Origin of the sequence: Candidatus Thiothrix sulfatifontis (assembly GCA_022828425.1) — a bacterium.
GTDB lineage: Bacteria > Pseudomonadota > Gammaproteobacteria > Thiotrichales > Thiotrichaceae > Thiothrix > Thiothrix sulfatifontis.
Genome location: CP094685.1, coordinates 1,119,164 through 1,140,240, shown reverse-complemented (window position 1 = coordinate 1,140,240; position 21,077 = coordinate 1,119,164). Strand labels below are relative to the sequence as shown.

Here is a 21,077-nt window from a genome sequence, read left to right as displayed (position 1 = left end):
TGGGCTACACCATAACAATGATAAAGAACCCAGTAATGCTTATAAACCTGCGCCAGACCGTTCTCCATTGCCTTACCTTTCTGTTACTGCTGCAACTCAGTGCGGTTGCCTTAGCCAGCGACGGCGGCGTAGCGTATCGGGTGGCATGGGATGCGACCCATGAGCGTTACCGTGTCTATTTACGCCCTAGCAGCACGCCCTCGCCTGACTTAAGTCTGACCGGGCAAATCACGCTGCGGGTTCCTCACGGGGCTGGTGAACACCAGTTCAGCGTGACAGATATTCAATCCAAATCCGGCACCTCTTGGTCACTGGGGTCGCAGGTCATTGCACCCCCGGAAGACCCTAGTGTGGATTACCTTTCGTTTGCCTTCGTGCCGTTGGATGTAAAAGCCTTTGCTTTCAAAGCCGGTGAAGAGCAAGAAGTCTTCAGCTTTAAAAATGCAGACCCGTGTATCGGTGCAGTCGCGTTATTGGATAACGCCACCGACCCGTTTAACCAGCCGCCGAACAATCCTAGAAATTCCATTAACACCAACCCCAGCAATCAGTTTGCGAATGCCGGGTGGGGATCGAGTGACGATAATGATTACCTCGGCAATTATGGTACCCCGGCCAGTTGCGCGGTTGAATGCCTGAGTACACCGGCTGCACCGCTGGCCAATAACGTGTATTACCGCGTTGATTGGAGCAAGACTGACCAGCGTTACCACGTTTACATGTATCCGGGCAGCACCCCAACACCGAATATGAGCTTGACCAGCCAAGTGACGTTGAAAATGCCCCATGCCAGCGGTGCCGAGAGCTTCAAAGCCAGCGCGATCACGTCCGCGCTCAAGGGCATTACTTGGACAGAAAGCTCGCGGGTGAATGCTCCTAAAGAAAACACTGGCGTTGACTACTTGTCGTTCACCATGAATACCAGTGACGTGAAAGCTTTTCAATGGCAAGCCGGTCAGGAACTGGAAGTGTTCAGCTTTGCTAACAGCGGGGCTTGCATGGGCGCAGTCGCGCTGATGGACAATGCCAACGATCCTTTTAATGTATTGCCCAATTCCACGGGAACCAACCCCGGCAATCAATTTGCCAATTTAGGGTGGGGTGCTGCGGATAGCAATAATTACGCAGGTAATTACGGCTGCCCAGCCACCTGCACTGCCCCAACAGTTTTACAGCTTCAAGCACGCGTGTTGCTGCAAGGCGCTTTTGACCGCAGCACAAAGTTGATGCGCGATACGCTACGCACCAAAAACCAATTGCCCAGCAATACGCCGTATACCCTGTCGGATGTTCCCATGCTCGGCAGCCCAACGCTGGCGAATGCGGTGCTTAGCACCACTGGCAATGATGCGCCGGTGGATTGGGTATTGTTGGAATTGCGCGATGCAACTGACCCGACCCTAGTGAAAGCGCGTGTGACAGGTGTGGTTCAGCGTGATGGTGATATTGTAGATGCACAAACGGGGGGAAATACGTTCGAGCTAACGGGCTTGCCAGCCGGTAATTACTATTTGTCTGTCCGTCATCGCAACCATTTGGGAATTATGAGCGCTACCGCACTTAACTTTGGTGAAACACCCCTAACAGTGGATTTCAGTAGTGGAACCACCGCCACCTATGGCGAACATGCACGCGTCAGCGTCGCAGGCACAGCCTTATTGTGGGCAGGCAACACCAGTAATGACGAGCGGATTATTGCGCAAGGTCCGACCAATGATTCGGGCAGCGTCTTGAGCGGTGTATTGATGGCGGCAGGTAACAGCGCTTTCACCACCAATTATAAACTAAACGGTTATCAGGCTACTGATGCCAATATGGATGGGCTGACCATTTTTGCCGGGCCATCCAATGACGTTGATTTGCTGCTGGGGAATGTCCTGCTGCATCCGGTCAACAGCACCACCAGTGCAAATTACATTATCAGGCAACAACTGCCCTGATACCAACAAGCTTTAAAATCCAAAAACAAAATAAGAGAGTCGGTAATCATGAAAAAATCGATCAGACAAGCAGTTTCAAGGGGGTTAGCATTGCTGGTATTGCTACCGGCTGCGCATACGGCATTTGCAGGCGTGGATGGCAGTGTCGAATACCGCGTTGCATGGGATTCCGTGGACAGTCGCTACCGCGTATTTGTGCGCCCTACCACCGCGCCTACCCCAGATTTGAGCATGACAGCGCAGGTGACATTGCGCGTTCCGCACGCCACTGGCGATCAGAAATTCACCGTGTCGGACATTAAAACCAAGGCAGGCACGAGCTGGTCACTCAGTTCGGAAGTCTTTGCGCCAACCGAAGACACCGCCACGGATTACCTCTCGTTCAATTTTACCCCGATTGATGTGCGTGCGTTCGCCTTTAAAGCCGGGGCAGAGCAAGAAGCATTCAGCTTTAAAAATACCGGGCCGTGCTTGGGCAGTGTGGCACTGATGAACAATGCCACGGATCCGTTTAACCAACCGCCGGAAGCGCCGGACAATTCCGCTGGCACCAACCCCGGCAACCAATTTGCCAATGCCGGGTGGGGAACCACTGACGATAACGACTATTCTGGCAATTATGGCAGCGCCGCCAACTGCGCCGATGTGGTCATTCCGACCAATACCGCTCCGACTGCGGTTGCTGACCAAGCAAGCACCACGGCGGGCAATGCCGTGACGGTTGACGTGCTCGTCAATGACAGCGACGCGGACGGTGATACTTTAACCGTTAGCACCGTCACACCGGGCAAAAATGGCTCAGTCGTGCTGCAAAGCGGCAAGCCGGTATACACCCCGAACGCAGGCTTTAGCGGCACAGATAGCTTCACCTACACCGTTTCCGATGGCACCGACACCACCACGGCAACAGTCAATGTGACGGTCACTGCGGTTATGCCACCGTTGGAAGCCAGCACCGACGCGTTCACGATTGATACCGCCAATACCAGCAGCTTGTTGGATGTATTAGCTAACGACTCGGTTCCGAATGCAGCAACGGTTACAGTAGCAATTATTACGGCACCCAGCCACGGCGCTGCTACCGTCAGAGACAATAAGATTATCTACACACCAACAGCGGGTTACACAGGTTCTGACACGCTGCGCTACCGGATCACGGATGCGGATGGCAACACCACAGAAGCAGACATTACGTTGACGGTAAAAGCCTTGCCAACCAATACCGCCCCGGTTGCCGTGAATGACACGGCTGAAACCACCGCCAGCAGTTCAGTGATCGTTGAAGTGCTCGCTAACGATACCGATGCGGATGACGACACACTCACCGTCACTGGCGTTACCCCCGGCGCCAACGGCACGGTGGTATTACAAGCAGGTGAACCGATGTACACGCCGAATGCAGGCTTTAACGGCGTGGACAATTTCACCTACACCGTTTCTGACGGTCAAGACAGCGCTAAGGGTACCGTCACTGTCACGGTAACAGCTTCTTCCAACACCGGCACGGAATGCGCTACTGCCCCGGCAAATCCGCAAGCTGACCGCGCTTACTACCGCGTGGCATGGGACGACGCAGCGAAGCGCTACCGCGTTTACATGTATACCAGCAATATTCCTTCACCCAATGCCCTAACCAGCGCACAGGTAACGCTGAAAGTCCCGCACGTGGGTGAAGGCACGTTTGAAGTCACTGATCTGAAATCCGCGTTCAGTGGTTTAATGTGGAGCAACAATTCCAGCGTGTTTGCACCCAGTGAAAACAAAAATGTCGACTATTTGTCATTCACACCGGCCATCAGCAATGCCACAGCGATGCAATGGCGAGCCGGACAAGAAATCGAAGTCTTCAGTTTTGCAAATGCAGGCGCATGTGCAGGCGATGCTGTTTTGCTGGAAAACGCCACCGATCCTTTCAATCAGCCGCCAGAAGCACCGCAAAACTCGGTTGGCACCAACCCCGGCAACAGCATAGTCAACCTCGGCTGGGATTCAAGCACGGGCGAACATTACGCCGGTAACTACGGCTGCCCAGCGACCTGTACCACCGCAACCGCCCCCACAGACAGTGACGGTGACGGCCTGACCGACGCGGAAGAAGCCGTGCTGAAAACCGACCCCAACAACGCCGACAGCGACGCCGATGGCATCAAAGACAAGCAAGAAGTTGGCGCTGACAGCGGCAAACCACGCGATATGGACTTTGACGGCATTATTGATGCGCTGGATAAAGACGATGACGGCGACGGCATACCCACCAAAGACGAGCGCGGTGATGCGAATAACAATACCGTGCCGGACTACTTGGAAAAGCCTGACGCTATCCCGCCCCGGCAATCCGTTTCGGTTCCAACCCTAACAGAGTGGGGGCAATTATTATTAACGTTCCTGTTAGGTGCCGTTGCCATGCGCAGATACAACAAATTAATCAAGTAACTTATTCCATAAAAACAGCGTATTAAGCAGCAGTTGTGGCTGCCGTATTGATAAAAATCAGTGTGGCAGTCATGGCTTTGTCGTACAAATACCACTTGCGTGAAAAAACATATCCGCTTAGCCTTATGTTCTTTTTGATAAATTAGAAACAACTTAACTGCATTTTGACAGATAAGGTCATTAGCCTAGCTATAAAAGCCGATAGGAAAATTCGACAGGCAATTTGTGCAGGGGCATCTATTATAAGGATTAACCCTAGGATCACAGCACAAAACTGACAGTTGATGAGTGGCTTATCGTAGAGTGTGTTAAGTATTTAAGTTGAGGGTTCAACATGAAACTGATTAAGCAGGCATTTGCCTTTGTCGCATTTTTTTTGATCGCTGTCACGGCAGGCGCATCCGGGACTGAAGTACAAAAAGTACAAAACTTCAGTTTTACTGACGTTGACGGTCAGGCTCACCAATTTTCCGAATACAAAGGCAAGTGGGTGATTGTAAATTACTGGGCAACATTTTGTGGGCCATGCGTTGCCGAAATTCCTGCGCTGAATAGCGTGGCAAAACGTTTCAAAGACGAAGCGGTTGTTCTGGGCATGGAAGCGGGAGAGACCTCAAATGACGAACTCAAGCAATTCATGGCACAGAAAAAGATTGCTTACCCCATCATCCCCACGCAAGACAGCACCATGTTTGCTTTAGGCTTGGTGTATGGCGTGCCAACGACATTCATTGTCAATCCAAAAGGTGAAATCGTCGATACCCACATGGGCGCGATCACCTCTGCGATGCTACAGAACTACCTGAAAGCTGAGAAAGATGGCGGATCCACCATCGCTAAAGACGAAGATTGCGTCAACGGTTTCTGCTAAACAGAAGACGATGACACTCTGATAGGCAGCAAAAAGCCCGCGATGATCACGGGCTTTTTGCTGTTATGAATTGGATTATTTGAGTCGCAAGCGCTGCCCTGGCGTGATGGAATAATTGGGCGCTTCTAAATTATTCAGACGAATAATGTCCTTCCAATAAGCACCCGTGGTGCGCATTACCTGAAACACTGTGTCACCCTTTTGTACAACATATTCACTGCTGTTAGTCGCTGTCGGCGTGGTGGTGCGATAGGTACTGTTGGTATTAGACGACGTTGTTGATGTAGCCGGTGTTTTCGGCGCGGTGTATTCATAATAGCTACCGCTGTTGTAGCTGCCACTGTTGCTGCTACCACTGTTTGCGCTGTAATCAACATAAGGCGTGGTAGTCGGAGCGGTATTGTAACTGCCGTAATTGATCGCCGGTTGCTGAGGAATGGGCGTGGTCACAGGGGTTGTGTAACCATAATTGTAATTTGCCGAATTGGTCGCGGTCGTTGCTGCGCCGCCAGTGCCTGCTAAACAACCGTCACCGTGATGATGCGCCAAGCCTTCCGCCGGTAGCGCGTGGGAGTGGGTGCGTCCACAATGCGTGTGCGTCACCGCGTTACGGTTTACCGCACCACGATTGGTGGTTGTATTGGTCGCGTAGTTATTATAACCAGTACCTGTGTAATACGGGTTGGGGGCGCACGCCGCAGCCGTCAGTGCCAGCAAGGAAGTAGCTGCTGCCACTTTGATTTTTCTATCCATGATTCTTACACCTTAATGTTATTGGGGTTCAGGAATGTGAAGACACTCACATAATTCTTGAATAACTTTGGAATATATACCAAATTTAGGAAAAAACATCGCAATATTCCAATAACGTTCGTATTTGTTACCGGATTTTACTTGATCATGGGCACAAACTGTACCGCTTCATGCTCCACCGTTGCGTAAGTCGCGTCATGCGTGCGCGTAATGACTTGTAAGCGCTGCAATCCTCCCTGCCTGCCCACAGGTATCACCAACCGCGCGCCAATCGCAAGCTGTTCCAATAACGCCAGCGGAACCGTTTCCGGGGCAGCCGTGGCAATAATGGCATCGAACGGCGCTTCGTGAACGACCCCCCAACTGCCATCACTCAAATAAGAGCGAACATTCCGATAACCCAACGCTGCCAGCATCTCACGGGTGCTGCGATACAGCGGCTCAATACGTTCCACCGTGAATACCTTGTCAATCAACGCTGCTAACACTGCGGCCTGATAACCGGAACCTGTCCCGACCTCCAATACTTTGCGCGGTGGATTTTCGCCCGCTAAGAGCAACTCGGTCATGCGCGCCACAATATACGGTTGTGAGATGGTTTGCCCGTGCCCAATCGGTAAGGCAGTGTCTTCATACGCACGGCTGGCAAGTGCTTCGTCCACCAGCAAATGGCGCGGGGTTTTGCTGATAACCGCTAACACCGCTTCATTGCGAATGCCCTTTTCGCGCAACCGCGCCACCAAACGGTTGCGCGTGCGCTGCGAGGTCATGCCGATGCCTTGCACATCCAGCTTACGGGGCAACATGGCACGTCTCTAGCCAATGTGCTGTGGTTGCCAACGCGCTGTGGCGCGTCAAATCCGCGTGCAGCGGGGTAATCGACACAAAACCGGCTTGCACCGCGTGGAAATCCGTACCCTCACCGGCGTCGGCGGCATCACCCGGCGGGCCTATCCAGAAAATCTCACGCCCGCGTGGGTCTTGCGCCCGAATCACCGGCTCCGAGCGGTGGCGATTGCCCAAGCGCGTCACGCAAAAGCCGCGAATTTGCTCCCATGGCACATCCGGCACATTGATATTGAGGATCATCTGGCTGCTATCCGGGTAAGCCTGCACCTGTGGCAACAACTGCAACACCGCTTGCGCCGCCGTTGCATAATGCGAGACCGCTCCGCGCCCCAACGCTGCCAACGACACCGCCAACGCCGGATACCCCAGAAAGCGCCCTTCCATCGCAGCGGCCACTGTACCGGAATACAACACATCATCCCCCATATTAGCCCCGGCATTGATACCGGAAATCACAATGTCAGGGTCATGCGCGTATAATCCTAGGCCAAGATGAACGCAATCGGTCGGTGTGCCATTCACGCTGTAAATGGTGTCAGCGTGTTGCGTCAAGCGTAAAGGGTTGCGCAAGGTCAGCGAATTACTCGCGCCGCTGCAATCCTGATCGGGTGCAACTGTGATAACATCGCCAACTGTTATTAGTGCCTCACGCAAGCGGTTAATACCGGGCGCGTTGACGCCATCATCGTTACTGAGCAGTATATTCATGAGTACTGAAGAGTTTTCCTTGTTTCGAGAATCCATGCACGATGTGAAGCCGTTACGGGTCAAACACCATGCCTTACATCATAGCGCAAAACCGCCCGCTATACCCATGAAGACCTTGGAAGACGAACGCCAAGTTTTACGCGATATGCTCTCGGATGCGTATGACCCGATCGAAATTCAACCCGGTGATATGCTCAGCTACTACATACCCGGTTTACAAAATCGAATCGTGCGCAAATTGCGTTCGGGGCATTACCGCATTGCCAGTGAACTCGATTTACACGGCCTCAGTGCCCGCGATGCCAAATTGCAATTGCTGCAATTCCTGCACGACGCGCACCCCGGCCAGGGCGAATGCGTGCGCATTATTCACGGCAAAGGCAACCGTTCCACTTACAAAGGCCCGGTGATCAAAACCAAAATTAACAATTGGTTACGGCAACACGAGCGTATTTTAGCGTTCCATTCTGCACGTCCGGTTGACGGCGGCACGGGCGCAATTTACGTGTTGTTACGTCGCTAAACCCACCCAAATGGTTTATGATCATGCGCAAATTACCCACACATAAATCACAGAGAAACCAAACAATGAAAATTTTATGGGCTATCCTGTCACTGTTGGTGATGACCAACGTGGATGCCGCCACGTCTTTGTGGCAAGACATTCAAGCACGCGGCAGCGCCACGCCTACGACTGCGGGCTTACAGCATTACCGCTTGCTGCATTTGAATGAAACCGAATGGTTGGCACAACTGGCACAAACCGCCAGCGCTAACACCCAAGCACGCGGCGCATCCCCCAGCCTTGAACTGCCCTTGCCCGACGGCGGCTTTGCCAGCGTCACCGTCACCCCGACCGAAGTGCTCGCCCCCGACATCGCCGCCACCCACCCTGACATTGGCACTTGGAAAGTCTTTGGCACTGACGGTAAAGTCATCAGTGGTGTGTTGGATTTCACCCCCGCAGGTTTACACGCCATGCTCGACATGGCGAATGGCGACACATTATTCATTGATCCGCAGACGAACGGTACCGCCCGCGAATACCTCAGTTTCCGCAAAAGTGCCAATTCGGAAGCGTTCCGCCATGGCGACTGGTCATGCACCACGCACCAACAACCCACCGTGCCAAGTTTTGCCAGTGCCGTCAGCGCTAACACTGCGGCGCGTAGCCTGGCTGCCCGAGCGGGGGAAACCTTGCACACGTATCGGATTGCGATGGCGGCAACGGCGGAATACACCAATTTTCACGGCGGGCAAAGTGCGGCATTTAGCGCGATTGTCACCACCGTCAATCGTCTTAATCAGATTTACGAACGCGATTTATCAACGCGTCTCACCTTGGTCAGCGGCACGAATGTGGTGTATACCAATGCGCGGACTGACCCGTACAGCAACAGCAGCCCCCTGCTGCTGCTCACAGAAAACACCAGCGTCATCAACCAAGCCATCGGCGTGAATAATTACGATATTGGGCACGTACTCGCCACTTTCGGCGGCGGATTAGCCAGTGTTGGCGTGGCTTGCGGAGAATTTAAAGCCGAGGGCACCACCGGCTTGCCTGAACCCGTCGGCGATTCCTTCATTATTGATTACGTGGCGCATGAAATCGGGCATCAGGTAGGCGCCTCCCACACCTTCAACGGTACACGCGGTGCCTGCGCGGGCAACAACCGCCAGAAGGAAACCGCTTACGAACCCGGCAGTGGCAGCACCATCATGGCTTACACCGGCTTATGCGGCGGCGACGATTTACAATTGGACAGTGATGCCATGATGCATTCGGCTTCCATTCAACAGATTCAAGACTACCTGCACAACGGGGCAGGCGCGAGTTGCGCCACTAAAACCAGCTTGAGCAACCGCTTGCCGACGGCAGATGCAGGCAGCGATTACACCATTCCAGCCGCCACGCCTTTCATTTTAAAAGGTTCCGGTGCGGATGCTGACACTGCCAACACCTTGAGTTATTCGTGGGAACAATTGGATGCGGGGAGCGCCGCATTCGTGAATGTTGATCTGGGTGACAATGCGTTGATGCGGGCGCACCTGCCTACAAACTTACCAGAGCGCACCATTCCACAAATGTCCGACTTGGTGGGACGCGTACAATCAGCCGGTGAGGTACTGCCGGTTACTTCCCGCTTCCTCAATTTCCGCCTGCTGGTGCGAGATGCTCGCGGCGGCATTGGCACTGACAACACCGTTATTCGTGTGCAAAACACCGGCAGCGCGTTTGCCATCACCGAACCTAGCGGCACCAATTTGGTTCGGGGCGGCCTGCAAAACGTTGCTTGGAATGTTGCCGCGACCAACCAAGCGCCGATCAATTGCAGCGCCGTCGACATTGCCGTGAGTGCTGACAATGGCAATACGTTTGCCACGCTGCTTAGCAATACCCCGAATGACGGCAACGCCACCGTGACATTACCCACCACTTTGGGGAACACCACCTACTTACGCGTCAAATGCAGCAACAATATTTTCTTTGCCTTGTCTGCCACGAATCCGGCGCAAGCGCGTACCAGCAATGATGCCAGCAGTACCCTCAGCGTTGCCCCGAATGTGCTAAGCAGCGGTGGTGGCGGTTCGCTGCCTTATGCCGGGCTATTGCTGCTGGGGTTTTACGCTTTATTACGTGCACACCGAGGAACACGCCGATGAAAATGACGCTTAGTGCTTTATTATTCGCCAGCAGCTTAAGTGCCTGCCAAGCGCCCGCTACCCCCGAATCCCATCAGGAAAAAGGCGTACACATTCCTTCCGCAGCAGAAATCAGCGGCACGCAAGAACAGCACTACGCCACGCAGTTACCGCTGTTGCAAGCGCGTAACGCCAGTGCTGACGCCGCCACGAGTATCCAACAAGGCAAGCGTTATTTTCTGTGCAATGCGGGGCGCAGTGCTACTGTTCCCGGCATTGCGGCGGAGGTGTTCGCTACAGTACGCGATAAATGCCCGACGGAATGTTTGGAGGGTGTCACCGATGCGATTTATGGGGAGAACCACCGCCGGTATTTGACGGTGGCTTTGGCGTATTCCGCGCAATGGAATCAGGTGAGGTTCACGAACCGCCCTTACATCGCCCATTAAACCAGCGTCCGCACCCCGTTCGCCCCCGCCAAAATCAACACATCCGCCGGACGAATCGCAAACAAGCCGTTAGTAACAACCCCCGGAATCTGATTCAGGCTATTTTCCAACGCCACCGCATCGGTAATTTCCAACCCATGCACGTCAATAATAATATTGCCGTTATCCGTGGTAAAACCCGCCCGCAGCACCGGATTGCCCCCCAGCTTAACCATTTCCCGCGCCACCAACGCCTGCGCCATCGGAATCACTTCCAGCGGCAATGGGAACTTGCCCAGCGTTTTCACCAGCTTGGAATCGTCGGCAATGCACACAAACTTATCGCTTGCGCCCGCCACGATCTTCTCGCGGGTCAATGCACCGCCGCCGCCTTTCACCAAATGCAAATCTTCGTTGGACTCATCCGCGCCATCCACGTACAGCGACAATTGCCCTGCTTCGTTCAAATCCAGCACGCGGAAACCGTGCGCTTCCAAACGGTTAGCACTGGCAATCGAACTGGCAACCGTCGCTTCCACTTTGTGCTTGATCCCCGCCAGCAAGTCGATGAAATGGTTGGCGGTCGAACCCGTGCCAATTCCCACGATCATGCCCGGTTGGACGTATACCAGCGCGGCTTCTGCTGCCGCTTTTTTCATAGCATCTTGGTTCATAAACTTTCCTGTGATGTTGTAAAAATCTTTCGCAAACCGAAGTTTGCAATATACTAGCCCACACGTAAAGGCAGAGCCGCAAAAGTTGGAATTATGAACAAATCGCTGATAAAACGCATTCTCACCGCCCGCGTCTACGACGTGGCTATCGAAACCCCGCTAGAACGCGCCCGCAGTCTGAGTTCGCGCTTGGGTAATGAAATCTACCTCAAGCGCGAAGACTTGCAGCCGGTGTTTTCTTTTAAGCTGCGCGGCGCATTCAACAAAATGTTTTTGCTTTCGCCAGAAGAACGCGCCCACGGGGTTGTCGCGGCTTCGGCGGGCAATCACGCGCAAGGCGTGGCGTTGTCGGGTGCAAAGCTTGGCATTAAAACCACCATCGTCATGCCCGTCACCACGCCCGACATCAAGGTGAATGCGGTGAAAGCGTTTGGCGGCAATGCAGTATTATTCGGCAATTCCTACGACGAAGCCTACGCCCATGCTCGTGAATTAGAACGCGAACACCAGATGACGTTTGTGCATCCGTTCGACGATCTCGACGTGATCGCGGGGCAAGGCACGATTGGCATGGAAATCTTGCGCCAACATTCCGACCCGATTGAAGCGGTATTTTTGTGCGTCGGCGGCGGCGGCTTGATTGCAGGGGTGGGCAGTTACCTTAAATACCTCTACCCCAACATCAAAATTATCGGGGTAGAACACGAAGAAGCGCCCACCTTGCACGCCTCGTTAGCGGCGGGTAAACGGGTACAATTGGCGCAAGTCGGCACGTTTGCGGATGGCGCTGCGGTCAAATTGATCGGTGAAAACACCTTCGAGATTGCCAAACACATTGTCGATGAGGTGATTTTGGTCAGCACCGACGAAACCTGCGCCGCGATCAAAGATGTGTTTGAAGACACCCGCACCCTGCTCGAACCGGCAGGCGCGTTAGCCGTGGCAGGCATTAAAAAATACGTGGCACGCGAAAACATTCAAGGCAAACACCTGATTGCCACCGCGAGTGGTGCGAATATCAACTTCGACCGCTTGCGCCACGTTGCCGAACGTGCCGAGTTGGGCGAAGGGCGCGAAATGTTGCTGGCGGTAACGATTCCTGAACGACCAGGTAGTTTCCGCGAATTTTGCCACGACATTAGCAACCGCCCGATCACCGAATTCAACTACCGCTACGCGGATGCGCGGGATGCGCAAGTGTTTGCGGGAGTAAAAATTGCGGGTAAGCAGGAACGCGCTACCTTGCAGGGGGATTTGCAAGCAAAAGGCTATTCCGTGACGGATTTGACCGATAACGAGGTGGCGAAAATTCACCTGCGTTACATGGTCGGGGGGCATTCTAATGGCGCGGAGCATGAAGTGCTGTACCGTTTCACCTTCCCCGAACGCCCAGGCGCGTTGCTGCACTTCCTCACCAGTATGAGCGCGGGGTGGAATATCAGCTTGTTCCATTACCGCAATCATGGCTCAGATTTCGGGCGCGTGTTGGTGGGAATGCAAGTGCCAGCACAGGAACGCGGCGAGTTCTGCGAGTTTCTGGAGAAGCTGGGATATGAGTATTGGGATGAGACGGAGAATCCGGCTTATCAGCGGTTTTTAGGGTAACAATTTTTATTAACTACTTGTATGCAATGAATATAAATCTTATGATTAAGCTTATTTAATAGCCAATTTATTGATTATTCCATTGATTGGCTAAGGGCATCGGTTAGTTACATCAATGGGGGAATAGGCTATGAGTGTCTTCAGAAGGTTTAAAGCGTTTGCCATATTAGTGATAACGTCAACGGTATTATTGTCCGCCTGCCAAGAAGAAGGTGGACAATCTTCTTATCAAGCATTAGCTAAAGCTACAGAACAATCAGCGTCACCACTATTGGGCGATGCTCTAACATATCCGGGGCTACAACCTCATCATATTTCCGATGAACCGGAACAGGCCTGGCGTGTCCCTGCATCGAATACCGGCGGTTGGGCGATTGATTCCACTAACCGTCAATTAGCCAGAGCGTTTTACAATAGCGTTTATCTGGCTTCAAATGACACTCCGATTGCATGGACAGGCAACCACAGTAGCTGTGCGCCGGGCACAACTAGCAGTGAATTCAAAAATTCCGTGTTGGCACGTATCAATTATTTCCGAGCGATGGCAGGTGTGCCAGCCAATATCACTTTAAATGCCACTTTTAACGCCAAAGCCCAACAAGCCGCGTTGATGATGAGCACCAACAACAGTCTTAGCCACACTCCCCCTTCCACTTGGAATTGCTATACCACGGATGGGTACACCGCTGCGGGCAGTTCTAACATTTCCTTGGGACACAATGCGTGGAATGCGGTAGATGGTCAGATGCGTGATAACGGCACCAACAACACCGTTGTCGGGCATCGACGTTGGCTGTTGCACCCACAAACGCAAACCATGGGAACAGGGGATGTACCGGCGATTGGTTCTTTTAGCGCTGCCAATGCCATCTGGGTATTTGATGGAAATGCGTACAACTCGCGCCCCACTACCCGCGATACCTTCGTTGCTTGGCCAACGAAAGGTTTTAACCCTTATCAAGTGGTTCCGGTACGTTGGTCTTTCGCTTATCCGGGTGCTAATTTTACGAATGCGACTGTCAGCATGACGCAAAGCGGAACCGCTATTCCAGTAGCACTTGAAACAGTTGCGAACGGGTATGGCGAAAACACTTTAGTGTGGCGTCCCAATAATATGACGGCTAACCAGGACTGGCCTAAACCTGCCGCTGATACCCATTATCAAGTCTCCGTCAATAACGTCATCGTCGGTGGAAGCCCACGTAATTTTACTTACACCGTCACTGTCTTTGACCCGCAAACCGCCGGTTCAGGAGAAGAGCGACCTGCGGTAAACGGCAGTACTTCACCACCTGCAAATACTCCTGCCACCTATGCATTTAACTCAGTATCGTTTGCTCAACAATACGAAGCCTACATTGCCGAAATTGCTGCCGCGACAGGCGTATACAATGCGGAAACCGGCAGCCTTAGCGTTACTGATGGAACCGATAGCTCCTATACATTAGTTTATTCCGGCAGCGGCAGTAATGGCACGAATGTTTACCGTCTCGCCCCTGCTACAGCGTCTGAAACTGTTGAATTCCCAATCACCTATGTTCCTTCCTCAAATAGCACACTGCGATTCGACTCCAAACTTGGCTATGCCACCAACGGACAGACCGCAGCCATACAAATTAGCTTGGATGGCGGTGCAAGCTGGCAAGACATTTACAGTAAAACAGGTACAAACTCTGGAAGCGTTGAAGAAACCGATTTCTCCACCAAAAGCATTTCACTGAGTGCCTATGCAAATAAGGTGGTGAAATTCAGAGCACAATACCGCCACACGGGATACCGCTACCTCGGCACAAGCACTAACGTCAGTTTCTTGGTTGATAATGTGCAAATTATGAATGCTCAACAGATTGTTACTGCAAATATTCAGAATACGGGTAGCAACACTAGCTTTAGCTTCACGCCCATTAGCGGCAAACGTTATGCTTTAACTGCACGTGTCATCCCTTGGGTAGGTTATCCGGGGCTTACTCGGCCTTTACTTTACAGCGAAGCCAGCACTGCTGTTGACACCCAACCCAACGCTTTTAGTTTCTCAGCACAAACAGCGGTAGCCCGTTCCACGGTTATCACCTCTAACGCTATTACGGTTAGTGGCATCAACACGGGGGCAGCGATCAACGTCTCAGGAGGGAGCTATAGCATCAACAATGGCGCATTTACCAGCGTTGCTGGTTTGGTTAATAATGGTAACACCGTGCGGGTGCAACATACCTCAGCGGCGAACTATGCTTCTAACACAAACACAAAACTCACTATTGGTGGTATTTCTGGTATCTTTACCAGCACCACGCTACCAACCTCTGCTACTCATGCCCTAACAGTCACCAAAGCAGGAACCGGGTCAGGCACAGTCACCAGTGCGCCTGCCGGGATCAACTGCGGCACAGATTGCAACGAACTTTACGCCAATGGAACCGCCGTTTCGCTCACGGCTAGAGCAACGACCGGCTCCAAATTTACGGGATGGTCTGGTGGGATCTGTTCTGGAACAGGAACCTGTAATGTCAGCATGACCGCTGCTAAATCTGTCACCGCCAACTTCACCAAAGCGTATACCCTAACAGTTGCCAAAGCAGGAACCGGGGCAGGCACAGTCACCAGTGCGCCTGCCGGGATCAACTGCGGCACAGATTGCAACGAACTTTACGCCAATGGAACCGCCGTTTCGCTCACGGCTAGAGCAACGACCGGCTCCAAATTCACGGGATGGTCTGGTGGGGTCTGTTCTGGAACAGGAACCTGTAATGTCAGCATGACCGCTGCTAAATCTGTCACCGCCAACTTCACCAAAGCGTATACCCTAACAGTCGCCAAAGCAGGAACCGGGGCAGGCACAGTCACCAGTGCGCCTGCCGGGATCAACTGCGGCACAGATTGCAACGAACTTTACGCCAATGGAACCGCCGTTTCGCTCACGGCTAGAGCAACGACCGGCTCCAAATTCACGGGATGGTCTGGTGGGGTCTGTTCTGGAACAGGAACCTGTAATGTCAGCATGACCGCTGCTAAATCTGTCACCGCCAACTTCACCAAAGCGTATACCCTAACAGTCGCCAAAGCAGGAACAGGGGCAGGCACAGTCACCAGTGCGCCTGCCGGGATCAACTGCGGCACGGATTGTAACGAACTTTACGCCAGTGGAACCCCCGTTACTCTCAATCATCGAGCGGCGACAGGTTCACGCTTCACAGGCTGGAGTGGTGCATGTACAGGCGTCTCCAGTTGCAATGTTACCATGACAAAAGCAAATACAGTTGTGGCTAACTTTGTTAAACCGTAAGTAACGCTAACTCACTCGCCGCTAACTCCCGCCACTCACCCGGCGGGAGTTCCGCATCCAGCACTAGCCCACCAATCTGCTCCCGATGCAACGCCTCCACCCGATTCCCCACCGCCGCCAACATGCGCTTCACCTGATGGTATTTGCCCTCAGAAATCGTAATCCGCGCCTGATTGTCCGGTAAAATCTCCACCTCAGCCGGTTTGGTCAACCCCTTCTCCCCGTGCAATTGCACCCCAGCACGTAACGCTTGCGCCCCCGCCTCCGACAACTCCCACGCCAACGTTGCCAAATACGTTTTCGGCACATGGTGTTTCGGCGCAGAAATCCGATGTGACCAGTCGCCGTCATTGGTAAGCAACAACAAACCCGTCGTATCCTTATCCAGCCGCCCCACCACATGCAGCGTTTTGCGGTGCGGATGATCAATCAAATCCAACACCGTGGGATGCTCAGGGTCTTCCCGCGCACTCACCACGCCTGCGGGTTTATGCAACATCACATAAATATCACCCGGCAAGCTCAGCGGGGCATCATCCAACGTCACCACCGCCGTGGTCGGCTCAATGTGCGTAGACGTTTTCGTCACGCGCACACCATCCACCTCCACCCATCCGCACCGAATGGCTTTTTGGGCATCCACCCGCGTGAGAGCGGCGGCCTGACTGACGAACTGATCTAAACGCATGATAGGGTTACTGCTATACTGGAAAAAACCAACAACAATAAAGGCAACGTCCATGAAACTCAAAGACTATCTACGCATCCTCGCCCATTACGACGGCTCCGACCTGTATTTAACCGCCGATCTCGAACCCAAAGCCAAATTCCAAGGCAAGCTCAAAGCCGTCGATAAAGTCATCATGACCCCTGAAATGCTCAAAGCGATGGCTTACGAGCTAATGAACCCCGAACAGCAGCAACAGTTTGAAAAGAAACCCGAAATGAACCTCGCCATCAGCGAAGAAGGCATCGGACGTTTCCGCGTCAATATTTTCAAGCAACGTCATAAAATCGCGATGGTGATCCGCAATATCAAAACCGACATCCCCAACGCCGACAAACTCGGTTTACCGCAAGTGTTGAAAGACGTGATCATGGAAAAACGCGGGCTAATCCTCTTCGTCGGCGGCACAGGTTCAGGCAAATCCACCTCGCTCGCCGCCCTGATCGACCACCGCAACGCCAGTGCTGACGGACACATCATCACCATCGAAGATCCTGTGGAATACGTGCATCCCCACAAAAAATGTATCATCAATCAGCGCGAAGTCGGCGTAGACACCGACAGCTACGAAGACGCGCTCAAAAACACCTTACGCCAAGCCCCCGACGTGATTTTAATCGGTGAAATTCGCGCCCAAGAAACGATGGAACACGCCCTCGCCTTCGCCGAAACCGGGCATCTGTGCCTCTCCACCCTGCACGCCAACAACGCCAACCAAGCCCTCGACCGCATTATCAACTTCTTCCCCGAAGAACGTCGCCACCAATTGCTGATGGATTTATCCCTCAACCTCAAAGCCTTCGTCTCGCAACGCCTAATTCCCACGGTGGATGGCAAGCGTGTCGCCGCCATCGAAATCCTGCTCGGCACACCGCTGGTGCGCGACCTGATCATGAAAGGCGACGTTCACGCCATCAAAGAAACGATGGAAAAATCCGAAGAACAGGGGATGCAAACCTTCGACAGCCACTTATACAAACTGTATCTGGCGGGGCAAATTTCGCTGGCAGAAACCTTGCGCAATGCCGATTCGCCTAGCAACTTGAAGCTGAAGATCAACCTGTCAGGGAATTTGAATAAGCCACGCCCGACGACTGCCACACCTGCACCAGAGGCAAAGCCCAAGGCAGCAGATGCTGATTTCATGGCGAAATTGTCGTTACAGCCGAAGCCGGAAGCAGAGTTGACGTAATTACATCCGCTCCAACACCCCAATCCCCAGCAAACCCAAGCCGGTTTGCAGGGTTTGCGCCGTCAAATTCGCCAACTGCAAACGGCTGTTACGCACGTCCTCCGCCACACCCTCTTTCAAGATCGGGCAGGCTTCATAAAAGCTCATGAAGTTACCCGCCAACTCATACAAATACGTGCAAAGATGGTTCGGCAAACCTTCTTTCGCCACACTGTCGGTAGCTTCCGTGAATTGCAGCAACTTCATCGCCAAGGTGCGTTCAGCCACTTCATGCAGCGCAATGGGGGAGCTAATCGCCGCCACATCCACACCAGCACGACGGAAAATGCTCTTAATCCGCGCATACGCATACTGCAAATACGGCGCGGTATTCCCCTCGAAGCTCAGCATGGTTTCCCAATTAAAAATGTAATCCGAGTTACGATTTTTGGACAAATCGGCGTATTTGACCGCGCCAATGCCGACCGTGCGAGCGATGTCATGACGTTCGGCTTCACCCAATTCTGGGTTCTTGGCGGTAACGAGGGTGAACGCCCGCTCTTCCGCCTCCACCAGCAAATCCACCAGTTTCACCGTGCCGCCAGTACGGGTTTTGAACGGCTTGCCATCTTCGCCCTGCATGTTGCCGAACGGCATGTGTTCAAGCGCCACGCCCTCACGCACAAACCCCGCTTTACGCGCCAACAAAAATACTTGCTGGAAATGCAACGCTTGGCGGGCATCGGTGAAATACAACGCACGGTCGATATTCAACACGCCACTACGGTAGCGCAATGCCGCAAGGTCAGTCGTCGCATACAAATAGCCACCACCCGTTTTCTGCACAATTATCGGCGTAATGCTGCCGTCTTTGTTCTTGAATTCATCGAGAAATGCACATTGTGCGCCTTGATTTTCCACCAGCAAGCCTTGCGCCTGCAACTCGCTGACAATGTTGGCTAAATCAGCGTTGTAGGCACTTTCCGGCATCACATCCGCACGGGTCAAGGAAACGCCCAAACGTTCGTAAACCTCTTCGCAATGGTGCAAGGAAATGTCGATGAATTGCTGCCACAGCGCGTGACATGCTGCGTCACCAGCTTGCAGTTTCACCACGTAATCACGGGCGGTATTGGCAAAGTCGGGTTCATCGTCGAAACGTTTTTTGGCTTCGCGGTAGAAAGTTTCGAGGTCGGCGAGTTGGGGTTCGACTTCGCTCACCCCACGAGTGTTGTCGGTAAGGCTGACCATGTGCGCAATCAGCATCCCGAATTGCGTACCCCAGTCACCGACGTGGTTTTGGCGAATAACCTTGTGGCCTTGGAATTCGAGGACGCGGGCGACGGCATCACCGATGATGGTCGAGCGCAAATGCCCGACGTGCATTTCTTTGGCGAGGTTGGGGCCAGAGTAGTCAACCACCACCGTTTGACCCGTAGGGGCGTATTGCATACGCCCTCCCTCCAACGCCTCACTCAACCACCCGTTTTTCAAATAGATGTTGATGAAACCGGGGCCTGCGACTTCGAGTTTGTCGGCGAGATCGGACAAATCCAGCGTTTCCAGCAAGCGCGTCGCCAGTTCTCGCGGGTTGGTTTTCAACTGCTTGGCGGCTGCCATCACGCCGTTGGCTTGATAGTCGCCGAATTCAGGACGGGCGGAAGGTTTCACAATGGCGGTCACGGTGTCAGGTGCGCCCAAGGTGTGCAGCGCGGCGGTAATACGGTCATCAAGCAGTTGGCGAATATTCATCAGACTCTTCGGGTATGGGCAAAAGGGAGATTTTAGGCGGGTTGCGGGGTAGAATCCACTTTCTGAACGAGGATTCTCAGGATAGAAGGATTGGCAGGATGGGACGGTTGACCTTGGTAGACGGGCGGGTGCTGGATTATGAGGTGCGGCAATCGGCACGAGCGAAGTATTTGCGGATGCAATTGCACCCCGACAAAGGGCTGGTGGTAACGCAACCGCTGGGCATCGGGACGCGCCAAGTACAGGATTGGGTCAATAGCCAACGCGCTTGGGTTGCCACCACATTGGACAAGATCGAGCGCGAAACGCCGCCGTCCGTTACGACCGATTTCCTCCTACCCGAACGGTTGGAATTGCTGGCAAACGGCGAAAGTTTGCGGGTTATTTATACCCCGACTGCCCGCCGCAATATTGGGCTGGATTATGTGGCAGACCACACCCTGACCCTCTCCGGCGCAATCAGTGACCCAGAACATTGCCAACTGGCGCTACGCCACTGGTTACGCGGCTATGCAAACATTCATTTGGGCAAGCAGTTACAGCAATTGGCGGCAGAAACGGGGCTGAATTACAGCAACTATAGCGTCAAACACCAGCAGACTCGCTGGGGAAGCTGTTCGAGCAGCGGCAATATCAATCTGAATGCCAAGCTGATGCTGTTGCCGCCGGAATGGGTACGCTATACGTTGATCCATGAGCTGTGCCATACCGTGGAGATGAACCATTCCAAGCGGTTTTGGGCGCTGGTGATGCAGTTTGCGCCGGAATATCAGGCGATTCATGCGGAGATGAAGGGGGCAATGCAACGTTTGCCGCAATGGGTGAAAACAGCCTAAAGCCTAGGGTAACAAGCGCTTATTGCCTTGCTCATCAATCGCAACGTAAGTGAAATTCGCCTCCGTCACCTGCCAACGCCGCCCGCTGTCAGCGTCGTGCAGCAACGATTTCACCCACACTTGGAGATGCAGCGCAATCGAGGTTGAGCCGGTTTTTAGCACATCACCGTAGCAACACACCGCGTCACCCACCTTGACTGGGCGTAAAAACTTCATGCTGTCGACGGCTATGGTTACGACTCGGCCTTTGGCAATTTCTTTGGCAAGAATCCCGCCCGCGATGTCCATCTGCGACATAATCCAGCCGCCGAAAATATCGCCATTGGCGTTAGTATCTTTGGGCATCGCCAAGGTTCGTAAAATCAAAGATCCGCGCGGTTGGGCGTCATTATCGGTCATACACTAAT

At 53.2% G+C, this 21,077-nt stretch carries 17 protein-coding genes; 10 read left to right on the top strand and 7 right to left on the bottom strand.

All coding sequences use genetic code 11. The annotated features are described in order from the left end of the window. The first annotated feature begins 35 nt into the window (after positions 1-35). The 3 genes from L3K52_05805 to L3K52_05795 all read left to right on the top strand — a co-directional run bounded on the left by L3K52_05805 (position 36) and on the right by L3K52_05795 (position 5,244). Entirely contained in the window at positions 36-1,940 is a 1,905-nt protein-coding gene (locus L3K52_05805) for a hypothetical protein (GenBank protein UOG93246.1), read from the top strand. A 48-nt stretch (positions 1,941-1,988) separates the two neighbouring features. Continuing rightward, positions 1,989-4,373: an IPTL-CTERM sorting domain-containing protein gene (locus L3K52_05800; GenBank protein ID UOG93245.1), complete on the top strand. Its 2,385-nt coding sequence runs from the start codon at positions 1,989-1,991 to the stop codon at positions 4,371-4,373. 334 nt (positions 4,374-4,707) lie between these two features. Continuing rightward, positions 4,708-5,244: a TlpA family protein disulfide reductase gene (locus tag L3K52_05795; GenBank protein UOG93244.1), complete on the top strand. Its 537-nt coding sequence runs from the start codon at positions 4,708-4,710 to the stop codon at positions 5,242-5,244. A gap of 75 nt (positions 5,245-5,319) precedes the next feature. Here the strand turns inward: L3K52_05795 and L3K52_05790 are convergent, their stop codons facing one another. From L3K52_05790 to surE, 3 genes are all read right to left on the bottom strand, one after another. Further along, a complete protein-coding gene (locus tag L3K52_05790) occupies positions 5,320-5,997 on the bottom strand; it encodes a LysM peptidoglycan-binding domain-containing protein (protein ID UOG93243.1) in 678 nt (225 codons plus the stop codon). Positions 5,998-6,134: 137 nt separating this feature from the next. After that, complete coding sequence (locus L3K52_05785; GenBank protein UOG93242.1) at positions 6,135-6,803, bottom strand: protein-L-isoaspartate(D-aspartate) O-methyltransferase; 669 nt, start codon at positions 6,801-6,803, stop codon at positions 6,135-6,137. After that, entirely contained in the window at positions 6,790-7,554 is a 765-nt protein-coding gene (gene surE / locus L3K52_05780) for a 5'/3'-nucleotidase SurE (protein ID UOG93241.1), read from the bottom strand. Before surE ends, L3K52_05785 begins: the two co-directional genes overlap by 14 nt. On the opposite strand from surE, the gene L3K52_05775 reads away from it, so the two are divergent. The 3 genes from L3K52_05775 to L3K52_05765 all read left to right on the top strand — a co-directional run bounded on the left by L3K52_05775 (position 7,553) and on the right by L3K52_05765 (position 10,646). Then, positions 7,553-8,077, top strand: coding sequence for a Smr/MutS family endonuclease (locus tag L3K52_05775; protein UOG93240.1), 525 nt, complete (start codon positions 7,553-7,555; stop codon positions 8,075-8,077). The two genes, surE and L3K52_05775, sit on opposite strands and share 2 nt — an antisense overlap. 65 nt (positions 8,078-8,142) lie before the next feature. Next, complete coding sequence (locus L3K52_05770; protein ID UOG93239.1) at positions 8,143-10,218, top strand: M12 family metallo-peptidase; 2,076 nt, start codon at positions 8,143-8,145, stop codon at positions 10,216-10,218. Further along, on the top strand, positions 10,215-10,646 hold the full coding sequence (locus L3K52_05765; protein ID UOG93238.1) for a hypothetical protein: 432 nt from the start codon (positions 10,215-10,217) through the stop codon (positions 10,644-10,646). The genes L3K52_05770 and L3K52_05765 overlap by 4 nt, the downstream gene beginning before the upstream one ends. Here the strand turns inward: L3K52_05765 and rpiA are convergent. Further along, complete coding sequence (gene rpiA, locus L3K52_05760) at positions 10,643-11,299, bottom strand: ribose-5-phosphate isomerase RpiA (protein ID UOG93237.1); 657 nt, start codon at positions 11,297-11,299, stop codon at positions 10,643-10,645. The two genes, L3K52_05765 and rpiA, sit on opposite strands and share 4 nt — an antisense overlap. 93 nt (positions 11,300-11,392) lie before the next feature. Between rpiA and ilvA the strand changes: the two genes are divergently transcribed. Continuing rightward, positions 11,393-12,904, top strand: coding sequence for a threonine ammonia-lyase, biosynthetic (ilvA, locus tag L3K52_05755; GenBank protein UOG93236.1), 1,512 nt, complete (start codon positions 11,393-11,395; stop codon positions 12,902-12,904). Positions 12,905-13,034: 130 nt separating this feature from the next. Continuing rightward, complete coding sequence (locus L3K52_05750; GenBank protein UOG93235.1) at positions 13,035-16,184, top strand: CAP domain-containing protein; 3,150 nt, start codon at positions 13,035-13,037, stop codon at positions 16,182-16,184. On the opposite strand, the gene L3K52_05745 is transcribed toward L3K52_05750, so the two are convergent. Next, a complete protein-coding gene (locus tag L3K52_05745) occupies positions 16,174-16,872 on the bottom strand; it encodes a pseudouridine synthase (GenBank protein UOG93234.1) in 699 nt (232 codons plus the stop codon). The two genes, L3K52_05750 and L3K52_05745, sit on opposite strands and share 11 nt — an antisense overlap. A 52-nt stretch (positions 16,873-16,924) precedes the next feature. Between L3K52_05745 and L3K52_05740 the strand changes: the two genes are divergently transcribed. Continuing rightward, a complete protein-coding gene (locus L3K52_05740; GenBank protein UOG93233.1) occupies positions 16,925-18,103 on the top strand; it encodes a PilT/PilU family type 4a pilus ATPase in 1,179 nt (392 codons plus the stop codon). Here L3K52_05740 and argS read toward each other — a convergent pair whose 3' ends face one another. After that, a complete protein-coding gene (gene argS / locus L3K52_05735; protein UOG93232.1) occupies positions 18,104-19,834 on the bottom strand; it encodes an arginine--tRNA ligase in 1,731 nt (576 codons plus the stop codon). It abuts the gene before it with no gap. Positions 19,835-19,932: 98 nt separating this feature from the next. On the opposite strand from argS, the gene L3K52_05730 reads away from it, so the two are divergent. Next, complete coding sequence (locus tag L3K52_05730; GenBank protein ID UOG93231.1) at positions 19,933-20,670, top strand: M48 family metallopeptidase; 738 nt, start codon at positions 19,933-19,935, stop codon at positions 20,668-20,670. Positions 20,671-20,673: 3 nt separating this feature from the next. Here the strand turns inward: L3K52_05730 and yciA are convergent, their stop codons facing one another. Further along, on the bottom strand, positions 20,674-21,069 hold the full coding sequence (gene yciA, locus L3K52_05725; GenBank protein ID UOG93230.1) for an acyl-CoA thioester hydrolase YciA: 396 nt from the start codon (positions 21,067-21,069) through the stop codon (positions 20,674-20,676). Between the last annotated feature and the right edge of the window lie 8 nt (positions 21,070-21,077).